Annotated in this window: 14 protein-coding genes; 3 read left to right on the forward strand and 11 right to left on the reverse strand. The window is 62.2% G+C overall.

Translation table 11 applies throughout. The features are described from left to right. Nucleotides 1-74 precede the first annotated feature (74 nt). Complete coding sequence (locus BM116_RS11520; RefSeq protein WP_083724676.1) at nt 75-1250, reverse strand: IS4 family transposase; 1176 nt, start codon at nt 1248-1250, stop codon at nt 75-77. Nucleotides 1251-1556: 306 nt separating this feature from the next. On the opposite strand from BM116_RS11520, the gene BM116_RS11525 reads away from it, so the two are divergent. Next, the gene (locus BM116_RS11525) at nt 1557-1868 is read left to right on the forward strand and encodes a GIY-YIG nuclease family protein (RefSeq protein ID WP_083724674.1); all 312 of its coding nucleotides are present in this window, start codon (nt 1557-1559) and stop codon (nt 1866-1868) included. On the opposite strand, the gene BM116_RS11530 is transcribed toward BM116_RS11525, so the two are convergent. After that, nucleotides 1860-2783: an AEC family transporter gene (locus BM116_RS11530; protein WP_083724672.1), complete on the reverse strand. Its 924-nt coding sequence runs from the start codon at nt 2781-2783 to the stop codon at nt 1860-1862. The genes BM116_RS11525 and BM116_RS11530 overlap by 9 nt on opposite strands. A gap of 101 nt (nt 2784-2884) precedes the next feature. Between BM116_RS11530 and BM116_RS11535 the strand changes: the two genes are divergently transcribed. Then, nucleotides 2885-3763 carry a LysR family transcriptional regulator gene (locus tag BM116_RS11535; protein WP_083724670.1) on the forward strand — a complete coding sequence of 293 codons (879 nt, stop codon included), beginning with the start codon at nt 2885-2887 and terminating at the stop codon, nt 3761-3763. Nucleotides 3764-3769: 6 nt separating this feature from the next. Here BM116_RS11535 and BM116_RS11540 read toward each other — a convergent pair whose 3' ends face one another. The 9 genes from BM116_RS11540 to pqqA form a co-directional block, all read right to left on the reverse strand. Further along, entirely contained in the window at nt 3770-5137 is a 1368-nt protein-coding gene (locus tag BM116_RS11540; protein ID WP_083724668.1) for a diguanylate cyclase, read from the reverse strand. 75 nt (nt 5138-5212) lie between these two features. Further along, a complete protein-coding gene (locus BM116_RS11545) occupies nt 5213-5518 on the reverse strand; it encodes a DUF7693 family protein (protein ID WP_083724666.1) in 306 nt (101 codons plus the stop codon). Further along, nucleotides 5515-6444 (reverse strand): acyl-CoA dehydrogenase middle domain-containing protein, encoded by a 930-nt coding sequence (locus tag BM116_RS11550; protein ID WP_139056946.1) that lies wholly within the window; start codon nt 6442-6444, stop codon nt 5515-5517. The genes BM116_RS11545 and BM116_RS11550 overlap by 4 nt, the downstream gene beginning before the upstream one ends. Before the next feature lie 514 nt (nt 6445-6958). After that, nucleotides 6959-8857 (reverse strand): alpha/beta hydrolase family protein, encoded by a 1899-nt coding sequence (locus BM116_RS11555; protein ID WP_083724662.1) that lies wholly within the window; start codon nt 8855-8857, stop codon nt 6959-6961. Further along, entirely contained in the window at nt 8823-9965 is a 1143-nt protein-coding gene (gene pqqE, locus BM116_RS11560) for a pyrroloquinoline quinone biosynthesis protein PqqE (RefSeq protein WP_083724660.1), read from the reverse strand. Before pqqE ends, BM116_RS11555 begins: the two co-directional genes overlap by 35 nt. After that, on the reverse strand, nt 9937-10215 hold the full coding sequence (pqqD, locus tag BM116_RS11565; RefSeq protein ID WP_083724658.1) for a pyrroloquinoline quinone biosynthesis peptide chaperone PqqD: 279 nt from the start codon (nt 10213-10215) through the stop codon (nt 9937-9939). The genes pqqE and pqqD overlap by 29 nt, the downstream gene beginning before the upstream one ends. Continuing rightward, nucleotides 10212-10964 carry a pyrroloquinoline-quinone synthase PqqC gene (pqqC, locus tag BM116_RS11570; protein WP_083724656.1) on the reverse strand — a complete coding sequence of 251 codons (753 nt, stop codon included), beginning with the start codon at nt 10962-10964 and terminating at the stop codon, nt 10212-10214. Before pqqC ends, pqqD begins: the two co-directional genes overlap by 4 nt. A 10-nt stretch (nt 10965-10974) precedes the next feature. Beyond that, entirely contained in the window at nt 10975-11886 is a 912-nt protein-coding gene (gene pqqB, locus BM116_RS11575; RefSeq protein ID WP_083724654.1) for a pyrroloquinoline quinone biosynthesis protein PqqB, read from the reverse strand. A 56-nt stretch (nt 11887-11942) separates the two neighbouring features. Beyond that, nucleotides 11943-12014: a pyrroloquinoline quinone precursor peptide PqqA gene (pqqA, locus tag BM116_RS11580; RefSeq protein WP_063607997.1), complete on the reverse strand. Its 72-nt coding sequence runs from the start codon at nt 12012-12014 to the stop codon at nt 11943-11945. A gap of 193 nt (nt 12015-12207) precedes the next feature. On the opposite strand from pqqA, the gene BM116_RS11585 reads away from it, so the two are divergent. Further along, on the forward strand, nt 12208-12438 hold the full coding sequence (locus BM116_RS11585; protein WP_211276247.1) for a type II toxin-antitoxin system Phd/YefM family antitoxin: 231 nt from the start codon (nt 12208-12210) through the stop codon (nt 12436-12438). The last annotated feature ends 4 nt before the right edge of the window (nt 12439-12442 follow it).

The following is a 12442-nucleotide window of genomic DNA, read 5'->3' on the forward strand; positions in this document are numbered from 1 at the left end:
CGGGGAATGGATACTGCGCCAACGCCAGCACGCGACTGGATCCCCGCCTTCGCGCACTACTGTCCGGAATAAATTCATAGCGGCAGAGCACCCTGCATCCTGGTCCATATCAGCTGACGCCGTTGCCTTCGTTGCAGCAGTTCGTGATCCGTCTCTTTGCGCTGAAACAAGCCTGCTCTTAGCTCGGTCAGGCAGCAGCGCAACGAGCTTGCTGCTGCTGACCCCGCATGCTGTATCTGCAGCAGCAGATAGGTAATCAAGGCAACAAATATCTGAATCCTGACTGCATTTTCACTGCGGCCAAGAAACGTGCGTACGCTCAGGTTTTGCTTCAGCCACTTGAAGAACAACTCGATGCCCCAGCGTGCCTTATAGTTGGCAGCAATCACGTTGGCTGGCGACACCAGGTCGTTCGTGGCTATGACTAGCGCCGGTCTGCCATCCTCTCGTGCCACCAGGACCCTGCGCAAAGGCGTGCCGTGGTATTGGTTGATGCGCTTGCCGCCAGGTCGGCGGTTCTTGAAGCTAACCAGGTGGTCGCCCAGTACTTGCGGGTGCTCTGAGCTGTCCTGCGTGTTGTCAGCCAATACCTGAACACCCGCATTGCTCTTCAGGCGCGTGACAAAGTAGGCCCCCGCGCAGTGAATCTGATACCACCAGTTGTAGTCGCAGTAGCCCTTGTCGAAGACATAGGTTTGACCTGCCTCAATGGGCGTATTCCGGCCAACGTCGATATCGTTGATGTTGGGCGCGCTAATAAGGCTCTGCACCGGTGTGTTGCTGCCCGATGCCATGAGCACATGCACCTTCAACCCTTGCGTGCGGTGGTTGTGGTTGTCTCTTGTCCAGTCATCGTAGCCAAGCCCCTTTAGAGGAATAGGCGTGGAGTCCAGCAGGTAGAGAAACTCGCCCACCTCCTGCCGCAGGTGACGACTGACCTTGGCCATCAGCAGTTGGCATATGCGCTCAAACAGTGCTGCCGGGCGCTTCTGGTTGGCATCTGCCAGGGTCGAACGACGAATGCAGCGTGTGCCCAGGTGGTAATGGTGGATCTTCTGACTGTTAAAGCCCGTCTCTATTTCCCTGAGGCTGGAGGCGCAAGCAATCTGGGCATAGATCAGAGCGATCATTTGGTCCCAGGATTTAAAGCCTTTGCAGTGCTTGTCTGCATCGAGTTCGCGCACCTGCTTGTCGAAAACAGGGCGCGGCAAACCTTTCAAAAGATCGGCAAATCGGGTATTTGTGTACACGTTGTAGTCACTGAGTTGTTGAGTCGCATCAACGGGTTCTACCCTTCAAACTCAGTGGCTGCAATCCCTCCAGAACTCTCCCCCAAATTTATTCCGGACAGTAGTGCGCCTTCGCGGGGATGACGAGGTTTATATGGTGGGCATATCTAAAGTGATGCCGCGGAGTTGACCAAACGTAAGCAGGAGTCACAGAAGAGCTCCCACGGTTAATCCAAAAACTTCTCGTCATCCCCGCGAAGGCGGGGATCCAGTTACACGACAGCACCAGCTAACACGGGGCTGCCGTCTTGCCCCAAAGGAGCACCAATGCCCAAACAGCCCTGCGTGTACATCCTCGCCAGCAAACGCAACGGCACTCTCTACATCGGTGTCACCAGCAACCTGATCAAACGCATCTGGGAGCACAAGAATGACCTGGTGCCGGGCTTTACCCAGCGCTACCGAATCCACCACCTGGTGTACGTCGAGCAAGCCGCAGACATGCTCTCAGCCATCGCCCGCGAAAAGCAGCTCAAGAAGTGGAACCGCCGCTGGAAGCTCAACCTGATCGAACAAGCAAACCCCGGCTGGGCCGATCTTTACACCTCTCTCGCTAACCCCGAAGCCGCCTCACCCTAACCACAACAAACACAGCGACAAGGTCACCAAGGACCCTAGCGTCGACCACAGCACCGCCCTCGCCACCACCGCAGCCTCACGCCCGTAAAACTCGGCCAGCATGAACGGCCCGGTGCCTGTTGGCAGCGCACTGAGCAGCAAGGCTGCCTTGGCCCACAGCGGCGGCAAATGAAAGACCCAGGTCGCCAAGCCCCACACCAGCGCCGGTTGCACGATCAGCTTGATCAACACCAGCGCCCCGGCGCCACCTGCCACGGCGGGCTGTGGGCGGGCCAGAAACAGCCCGAGCGATATCAGCGCACATGGCACGGTCGCGTCACCCAGCAACTCAAGAAAGCGCGCCATCGCAATCGGCTGCTCAACGCCGCCCAGGTTCCAGACACCCCCTAACAAGGGCGCGACTACCAGCGGGTTTTTGGCCAGCGCCAAGGTCACCCGCCCGACTACCCGCAGGGGCGAGCCGGCACGCTGCAGCCCCACCTCCACCAGCACCACCGCGACGGTAAACAGCACACACACCACGATCAGCGAAGCGATCAAGGCCGGCGCGAGGCCGTCATCCCCCAACACCAGCACACACAGCGGGATACCGATATAACCGGTGTTGGCATAGGCCGCGCTCAAGCCATCAATACTGGCGTCAGCCAGCGAGCGCCCACGTAGCCGGTATAGCAGGGTGGCGAAGAACACCGCCAACGAGCCGATGCTGATTACCGCGATAAACCCCGGGTGCCAAATCTCATCCAGCGTGGCCGTTGCCGTGGTGTGAAACAGCAGCGCCGGCAAGCAGAGCCAAACCACAAGGCGGTTCAGCTCAGAGGCCGCCGTCTCGCCCAGGCAGCCAGTGCGGCGACACAGGTAACCGGCCAGAATCAGGGCAAAGATGGGCAGCAACACATTGAGTACGGCAAGCATCGGAGCAACCATAGTTGGAGAAAGGCACCCAGACTAGGGCTGGAAAACAATACCGTCCAATGCTATTTAAACCGCTTATTGATACCAAAAATGGATAGACCATGACTCTGCAGCAACTGCGCAGCTTCATCACCTTGACCGAGACCCTTAACTTCAGCCGCGCCGCCGAGCAACTGAACATGACCCAGCCACCGCTCAGCAGGCAGATCTCGGCGCTGGAAGACAGCGTCGGCACCCCGCTGTTCTGGCGTCATTCACGCAGCGTGGCGCTGACCCCGGCGGGCGTTCAGTTTCAGCGCGATATCAGCCGACTGCTGACCGACCTGGAACGGGCAGGCGCCTCAGCCCGCGCCGCAGCCCAAGGGGAGCAAGGCGAGCTGCGCATTGCCTTCACCATGTACGCCGCCTGGAATCTGTTGCCCGAACTGGTCTCCCGCTTTGCCGAGCACTACCCGGATGTGCGCCTGCGGCTGGAAGAAACCCTGCCAAGGGATCTGCAACAGGCGCTGCTCTCTGGCGCGGTAGACGCCGGGCTGGGCTTTCCACTGCCGGTACGTCACAGCCTTGGCTACCAGAGCCTGTATGAAGACAAACTATGCGCGGTGCTGCCCGCCAATCACCGCTTGGCGGGCAAGCGCAAAGTGGATGTTGCCGAGCTGGCCGCAGATCCGTTTATCTGCTTCCCCGGCAGCACCGCGCCAGCACTGCATGAAGCGGTGATGCAGTGCTGTCACAGCGCAGGCTTTCAGCCGGAAATCAGAGTAGAAACCCATCTGCAGCAGACCATCGTCAACCTGGTTGCCAGCGGCCTTGGGGTGGCGCTGGTGCCCGCGTCCATGGCGCGCATGCAGCTCGACGGCAGCGTATTCATTGCCTTAAGCCAACCCAGCCGTATTGAACAGGGGCTGTACTGGAATCCAGACAACCCCAACCCCTGCCTGCAACGGCTGCTGGATCAGATCCGCGTAAACGCAGCCTGAGGCTACCTACTCGGCAACCACCACCTGATTGCGCCCGCCATGTTTGGCGGCGTACAGCCCCTCATCGGCGCGGCGCATCAACTGCTGATAGTCAGGGTGGCCATTGAAACAGGCCACGCCCACACTCAACGTTACGTTCAGCGTACGATCCTGCGGCAGGCGGAATACTTCCCGCTCCACGCTGGCGCGCAGTTTCTCGGCAGTGCGCCGCGCACCATTGAGGTCAGTGTCGACCAGCAACATCAGAAACTCTTCACCGCCCAGGCGGAACAGGTAATCACCCGCGCGACTGCTGTTAACCAGCACCGTCGCCAGTTGCTGCAGCACCCGGTCGCCCGCATCGTGGCCACAACTGTCGTTGATGCGCTTGAAGTAGTCGATATCCAGCGCCAGCACCGAGAACGGCGTGCCGTGTGTACGCGCATGGCTGACCTGACGGTTGAGCACCACCGGCAGGAATTTGCGGTTGAGCAGGCGTGTCAGCACATCACGGCCGGCCTCCAGCGCGTTGTTCTGCTCGAACAGGTTGTCCAGGTTGAAACGGATCGACTTCACAGTCTCCCGCAGCTCGCGCAGGCGCGCGATGCGCTCTTCGGCGTCACCATCAAACAGCGGCAGAATCACGTCATCAATCTGCTCCATCGCCTCGATGATCTGCCCCGCCTCACGCGAGCCTTCAAAGGCATGGGCGCCCTTGTGGCGGAACCACAGGCCAAATTCGGAAGCCAGAATACGCGGCAAATGCGCCCCCGGCTGCCCGACCGCCTGGTCAAACATCAGTTGGTTCTCCCAATCAAACAGGGCTGCCCGCTGGGTTTCCTTCTCGGCGGAGATGTTCTGCGTTACCGAGAACAACCGGTAGGCTTCTTCATTGCGGGAGTTACGATCGTGGGCGGCTGAGTAAGCGTGGCTCATGATCTCCATCGCCAGATCGACCGTATCCGACATCAAGCGCGCCGTATCCAGATGCTCGCGGTCAGACAGTTCACGGTCTTCATGCAGCAGCTCAATGAATCGATCTTTCAGGCAGCGCGCGCCGCGCAATACCAGGTGCACAGGAATGTCGATGCGAGCATGCACCTCGCCCACCTTCTTCTGCTCGGCGATGATCCGCGCCAGCCCGCCCTCCGCCTCGGCATCGAACAGGCCTTCGAGCCAGCGACGCATCGACTGGCTCAACCGGCCCTGCACCTGATCATGGGACAGAAACAGCGCTGCGGCAGGGTCTGCGAGCATCTCGGAATAAAACTGCTCGGTCAGATCAACAGCATGGCGAGTACAAAAGCTCAGCACAAAACGGCGACTTTTCGCGCTGAACCGCTGGTTCAACAGACTCCATTCTTGTGACAGCTGCTCGACGGAAAGACGGGGCACGACAGGATACTCATAACAGTGGGGCGCGGATTGTTTCATGCCCCTCGTCCGATGTCATCCAGCCACCAGCGCCAGTCAGGCCTGCAATGCCTTCAATAATTGCGCTCGCTCCCAGACACTCAGCAGTTCCAGCGGGTCAGTGCCGGGGCTGTTCCAGGCCTCCTGGCCAACCACACGGCCGTCGTCCAGCTCGCAACCCAGGCAGTGATGCAACTCACCAGCCTCCTTGAACAGCACAATACGATGCGCATCAATGCAGACGTGTACCGCGCCCGTATCAACGGCATCCCAGCACGCACCACTGTCCAGCCGCAAAACCTTTTGCTCCAGCGCCACATCGCGGAACAGCTGATACACCTCGCGGGCGCTCACTGCCGTCATTGCGCGGCCGTCAGGGCCTGCCAGGCCCGCTCACCACGCTTGGCGCCAGCTGCAGCCCACATACGTTGCACGGTCTGATCGCGCGCCCAGCGCTGTCCAGCCTCATCATTCGGCTGCTTGGCCCACTCGGCGGTGGCCTGGGTCATCAGCGCCCGCACCCATTCCGTGGCACCAGCCAGCAGCAGCTGCCCGCGGTTGGCGCTGCCCACCTCAGGCGCGATGCGCTCCAGCAGACTGATGGCGGCCAGCATCTGGCGCAGCAACGCCTGCGGCCACTCACGGGCACGCCCTTCGCGCAGCAGATAACCCATCAGCGCGGCACTGACGTACAGCTCTTCCAGCGCGCCAAAAGGTCTGGCGTAATCGCTCCAGCCATCACCCGGCAGCATGGCTGAGGCATCCAGCTGGACATCCTGCAATTGCATACGCGCCGCCGGCAGCTCCGGCATAAAGGCCGCAGGGTTGCGTGGGCTCATGGTTACGCCGTCCGCCGTGGCCGGCAGGCGCACCACACTGAGGGCGCCGTCTGCCCCGCTGGCACGGCAAACCACAAAATAGGCTTCACAATGCTCCGGCATGGGCACCCACCCCTTGTTGCCGCTGAGCTGGATACCGCCCGAGGCGTCCGTACGCCAGAGCGTCTGCAGGTCACGCGGGCTGCGAATACCCTCCTCGCTCAGACTGAAGCCGTGCAGCCCACCGCCCCGTATCTGCGGAAACATCGCCCGCAGCGCGGCTTCATACCCGGCGCTGAACGCCCAGGCAGCGCGATCCGCCTGACAGCCGCCCATGACCGCCAAGGCCAGCGGCGACGCCTCATCCAGCGGCAACTGGCGCCAGTGGGTCAGCCAGTCATCCACGGTTTCCATCGCCGGTACATCCACCGACGCGTTCAGACACCACTGCACAGGGGAAAACGTGCTCACCGGACATCTCCTCATACTTCGCATTATTGGCAACGCAGCGAGACTAGCATGATGCACCACACTCTGGCGCCCAGAAGCCCCTTGCCAGGCCGCCCGAGGTCCACCCCTACCCACCCGAACGTCATTCCCGCGAAGGCGGGAATCCAGCGATACATCAACGCCCGGACTGGATCCCCGCCTGCGCGGGGATGACGAGGGTTGGGGGAGCGACGGGAGACTCGCAGACACGGCTACCCAAAAAAAAACCAACCCAACCAAACGTCATTCCCGCGGAGGCGGGAATCCAGGGATACGCCAAAGCCCGGACTGGATCCCCGCCTGCGCGGGGATGACGAGGATTGGGGAACGACGGGAGACTCGCGGGTGCGGTTATCCAAACCATAACCCACCCCACCCAAACGTCATTCCCGCGGAGGCGGGAATCCAGGGATACGCCAAAGCCCAAACTGGATCCCCGCCTGCGCGGGGATGACAGAGTAATCGGGGCGGGCCGTTTAGGTTCGACGGGGCCGGATTACAACCACGCTTGACAAAACGCCAACTCCTCTTCCAGCACCTGCGCCAGATGCGCGGCCTGGCGGAAGCCGTGGCGCTCGTCGGCGAAGGTGACGCAGTGCACCGGCACGCCGTTGTCGTCCAGCGCGGCTACCATCTGTTCGGTCTGGCTGGGCAACACGACGGCGTCGCGCAGGCCCTGAAAAAAGATCACCGGGGTGCGGATACGTTCGGCCTGGGCCAGGGGTGAGCGCTCGACGTAGCGCTCTGGCTGGGTGTCGGGGTCGCCGATCAGCCAGTCGATGTAGTCGGCCTCAAACTTGTGGGTCACCGCTCTGAGCTGCAACGGGTCACTCACGCCATACAGGCTGGCTGCCGCGCGGAAGCGCCCTGCCCCGGCCACCAGCGAGCAGAGTGTGGTGTAACCACCGGCGCTGGAGCCGCGGATGAATACCTGCGCCGGATTCACCCTACCCTGCTGACTCAGATAGTCGACGGCCGCCAGCACGTCTTCCACATCGGTCACGCCCCAATTGCCCTGCAGGCGCTGACGATACGGCCTGCCGTACCCGGTACTGCCGCGGTAGTTCAGATCGGCAACGGCAAAGCCGCGCTGGGTCCAGAATTGGATGCGGTTATCCAGCACCGGGTAGCAGGCCGAGGTTGGCCCGCCGTGGGTGAAGATCAGCAGCGGCGGCGGTTGACCGAGCTTCTGTGCATGATTGCGCGGCGGATAGAAAAAGCCGTGGGCGCTCTCGCCGCCCGCGCTCAGATACAGCAGCCGTTCAGGACGGGACAAGTCGGCGACGCCCAGCGTCGTGTCTTCGCCCAGCAGGCGGGTCAACTCACCCGTCGCCAGCTCAATGCGCAAAATGGCGGCGGTGCAACTGGGCGATGCGCCGATGCAATACAGCGCCTTACCGTCGCTGCACAGGTGCCGAAAGCGGCTGTAGGCATGCGCCAGCCGCCGCTCTTCGGCGCTGACCGAATGGCGCAACGCCAAATGACCGTACCCGGCCTCGCTCCAGCTCAGCGCCATCCAGCCGTCAGTCAACGGCAGCCAGGTGTTGCTGCCCTGTTGCCACGGCGCGGGGGCGTGATCGGCGGCAATCGCCGGCAACTTGCGCGGGCCGTCATCGGCAAACAGCCACGGCACCCAATAACCACTGCGATCAGACAGGCAGCACAGCTGGCCGCTGGCATCAAAGCGCGGCTGCTGCAGCGCTTCATCCGCCCCGGCCTGCGACTGCACCTGCGCCACGCTGCCGTCGGCCGCCAGAGTTGCCAGCATCAGCCGGGTGCGGGTCCAGCTCAGGTCGGGGCGATCCCATTCGATCCAGGCCAGTTGGGTACCGCAGTCGCTGACCTGCGGGCTGTGATAGAAGTCAGCGCCGCTGGCGAGCAGTTGGCGCGAGCCGTCCAGCCCGATGGCGACCAGCCGGTGCTCCACCCGTCCCGGCAGATGCGCCTCTTCCACCGCCAGCACGCGGCGGCGGGCAAGGTCGGCGCAGAGTCCACCGTAGCGGCATTCCGGGTGTTGGGTCAGGGGTTCAAGGCGTTGGCCTTCCGGGCATTGCAGATACAGCTGCTGGTCGGCTTCGTTGACGAACACCAGCAGGCAGTCGGGTTCAAACTCGCCGGGCAGCACGCAGAAGCTGCCGCCGCCGTATTCATACACGCGGCTGCGCACGGAATGGCCTTGGGGGGTAACGGTGCGGGTGACGCCGTCCTGCCAACGCTGCAGCACGCTGTCACCCTGCTCCGGGCGAAAGGTCAGCCACCAGAGCGCGCCATCGGCGCAGCACAGATCGCTGTAGTCAGCGCTGGCGGCTACCGCCTGCGCTGCACTGAAGTCGCTCGGCCAACGGCCGGGCGCGGGGTTCTCAGGCCTTGCAGATGATCCTCGAGGTACGTTCATTGCGGAAGGTCAACTCCTCTATCCCCGGCTGGGGCTGCTCTGCTTCGGCTCTGGCCTGCAGAATCTTGTGATGGTGTGGCGATTTACTGCACACCGGGTCAGCCTGGGTGGCATCGCCCGTCAGCAAATACGCCTGACAGCGACAGCCGCCAAAGTCCTTCTCCTTCTCGTCGCAGGACCGGCACGGCTCGCTCATCCAATCATAGCCGCGAAAACGGTTGAAGCCGAACGAGTCATACCAAATATGTGAGAGGCTGTGTTCGGTCACGCTGGGGAAGCTGACCGGCAGCTGCCGCGCGCTGTGGCACGGCAGCGCGGTGCCGTCTGGCGTGATGGTCAGGAAGATATTGCCCCAGCCATTCATGCAGCCCTTGGGGCGTTCTTCGTAGTAATCGGGGGTGACCAGAATCAGCTTGCACGGGTTGCCCTGCTCGGCCAGTTTCTCGCGCCACGCATTGGTGACCTGCTCGGCGTGGTCCAGCTGCGCCTTGGTCGGCAGCAGCCCGGCACGGTTGAGGTGCGCCCAGCCGTAGTACTGACAGGTCGCCAGCTCGACAAAATCGGCCTCCAGCGCCACGCACAGCTCGATGATGCGGTCGATCTGGTCGATGTTGTGCCGATGGGTCACGAAGTTGAGCACCATCGGGTAACCGGCCGCCTTGACCGCCCGCGCCATCGCCAGCTTCTGCTCGAACGCCTTGCGCGAGCCGGCCAGCATATTGTTGATCTCGGCATCGGAGGCCTGAAAACTGATCTGGATATGATCCAGCCCCGCATCGCGGAACGCCTCGATCTTGGCCTCGGTCAGGCCCATGCCGGAGGTGATCAGGTTAGTGTAAAAACCCAGCTCGCGCGCCGCGCCGATCAACTCCGGCAAGTCTTCGCGCACCAGCGGCTCGCCACCGGAAAAGCCCAGCTGCGCCGCTCCCAGCGCCCGCGCCTGGGTGAATACGTCGATCCACTGGGCGGTGCTCAACTCACTCTTGTGGTTGGCAAACTCCAGCGGGTTCGAGCAGTACGGGCACTGCAGCGGGCAGCGGTAGGTCAGCTCGGCCAGCAGCCACAGTGGTGGCCCCTGTTCAGCGGATGTGGAGCCAGTGTTGAGCATGGGCCACCTCGATGAAGGCCAGAACGTCTTCGTCCAGACCAGGCACATTGGGGAAACGTTCGGACAGGGTGTCGATGATGTCAGCGACCGGCCGCTTGCCGTCGACCAGCAACAGCACTTCGGCGGCGCTTTCGTTCAGCTTGACCATGCCCTCCGGGTAGAGCAGCACGTGGCTGTTCTGCACCGGTTCCCATTGCAGACGAAAGCCGGGGCGCAGCACCGGCGTGTTATCACGCACTACCGGGTTCATAGCGCGATCCCCCGATGCCAGGCCTTGTCGGCCGTGACCGTGTGGTACGGCGGGCGCTCCAGCTCGTAGGCCATGGTCATGGCGTCGAGCATGCTCCAGAGCACGTCCAGTTTGAACTGCAGAATCTCCAGCATGCGCTGCTGCGCCTCCCAGGTGGTGTAGTGATGCAGGGTGATGCGCAGGCCGTGCTCGACGTCGCGGCGGGCCTCTTTCAGACGCTTGCGGAAATAGTCGTACCCGGTCGGGTCAATCCACGGGTAATGCTGCGGCCAACTGTCCAGCCGCGACTGATGAATGTGCGGGGCAAACAGCTCGGTCAGCGACGAACTGGCCGCCTCCTGCCAGCTGGCCCGGCGGGCGAAGTTGACGTAGGCATCCACCGCAAAGCGCACGCCCGGCAGCACCAGCTCCTGCGACAGCAGCACCTCACGGTCCAGCCCCACGGCCTCGCCCAAGCGCAGCCAAGCCTCGATGCCACCCTCGCTGCCCGGTTCACCATCGTGGTCGATGATGCGCTGAATCCACTCGCGGCGGGTGTCGCGGTCCGGGCAGTTGGCCAGAATCGCCGCGTCCTTCACCGGAATGCAGACCTGATAGTAGAAACGGTTCGCCACCCAACCCTGAATCTGCTCGCGGGTTGCGCTGCCGTCGTACATGGCAACGTGGAACGGGTGATGAATGTGGTAGTAGCGGCCCTTGTCGCGCAGGGCCTGCTCGAATTCGGCAATACTCATCGGCTCGCGCTGCATGGCGGCCTCCTTACAGAACGATCTGCATACCGTCATGGGCGACCTCGATGCCATGCGCCACCAGTTCGGCGCGCTCGGCAGAGTCCTCGTCCAGGATCGGATTGGTGTTGTTGATATGAATGAGCACCTTGCGGCTGGCCGGCTGCGCATCCAGCAGCTCGATCATCCCGCCCGGCCCACTCTGCTGCAGGTGGCCCATCTCGCTGCCGAGCTTGTCGCCCACGCCAGCAAAGGCCATCTCGTCATCGCGCCACAGGGTGCCGTCCACCAGCAGGCAATCGGCATCACGCATGGTCGCCAGCAGCCCGTCATCCGGCTGGCCCAGGCCCGGTGCGTAAAACAGCACACCGCCGGTATTGCTGTCACGCACCAGCAGGCCGATGTTGTCGCCGGGGTGCGGGTCGTTGCGGTGCGGCGAATACGGCGGCGCCGCACTGCGCAGCGGAATCGGCAAAAACTCCAGCGCCGGGCAAGCGGGAATACGGAACGGCTCGCCCAGCCCGATCCGACGGCGCTGCAAACCACCGTTCCAATGGCTCAGCATCGGGAACAGCGGGAAGCCGGTCTGCAGGTCCTCATGGACCATATCGGTACACCAGACCTCGTGCGGGCAACCCTCACGCAGGGTCAGCAGCCCGGTCACGTGATCAATCTGGCTGTCCATCAACACAATCGCCCGGATCGCCGTATCACGCATCGCGCGCGCCGGTTGCAGCACAGGCGTCTGCTCCAGCTGGGTGCGAATGTCGGGGGAAGCGTTGCAGAGAATCCAGTTCACCCCGTCATCCGACAAGGCAATGGAAGATTGGGTACGCGCTTTCGCGTTCAGCGTGCCACGGCGCAAGCCGTCGCAGTTGCGGCAGTTACAGTTCCACTGCGGAAAACCACCGCCAGCAGCTGAACCAAGTATCTGTACATGCATGGGATCTGTCCTCGGCCAGCGTGCCTAAACGCCCCGGAAACCGGGGCGCCCGGTACTCAGCGGTTGGCAAAGTACATGGTGACTTCAAAGCCAATACGCAGGTCGGTGTAGCTGGGTTTAGTCCACATGGGTCGATCCTCTTGTTATTGCGTGGGTTTACAGCGTCGGCAGGAACCGACGGACTCAGTTAAACACCGGGATCGGGGGGGTACGAATGATACTTTGGGAGTAGATTTGGTCGTGATTTGGTTGGTGTGGGGGGGCTTGTTTTACGCTGCACCACGGCTATCTTGGTTCCGAAGGACCGAATAGGTAAACCCCATGAAAACCGTTAGCCTCCGCACGTTCGAAGACAACCTCGACCAGCATGCACAGCAAGCGTTAGCCAAGCACCTCCCACTCAAGGTAACCAACCCCGAGGGTGACGACTTTGTGGTCGTCAGCGCCGCTGAATGGTCGCAACACCAAGAGACATTGCATGTGTTGCAAAGCATGGACCTGATGCGGCAGATCGCGACGTCGCTTGAGACTTATCAGCAAAGCCAGGGTTAGGCCC

The sequence above is a fragment of the Halopseudomonas pachastrellae genome, assembly GCF_900114765.1.
In the GTDB taxonomy this organism is placed as follows: Bacteria; Pseudomonadota; Gammaproteobacteria; order Pseudomonadales; family Pseudomonadaceae; genus Halopseudomonas; species Halopseudomonas pachastrellae.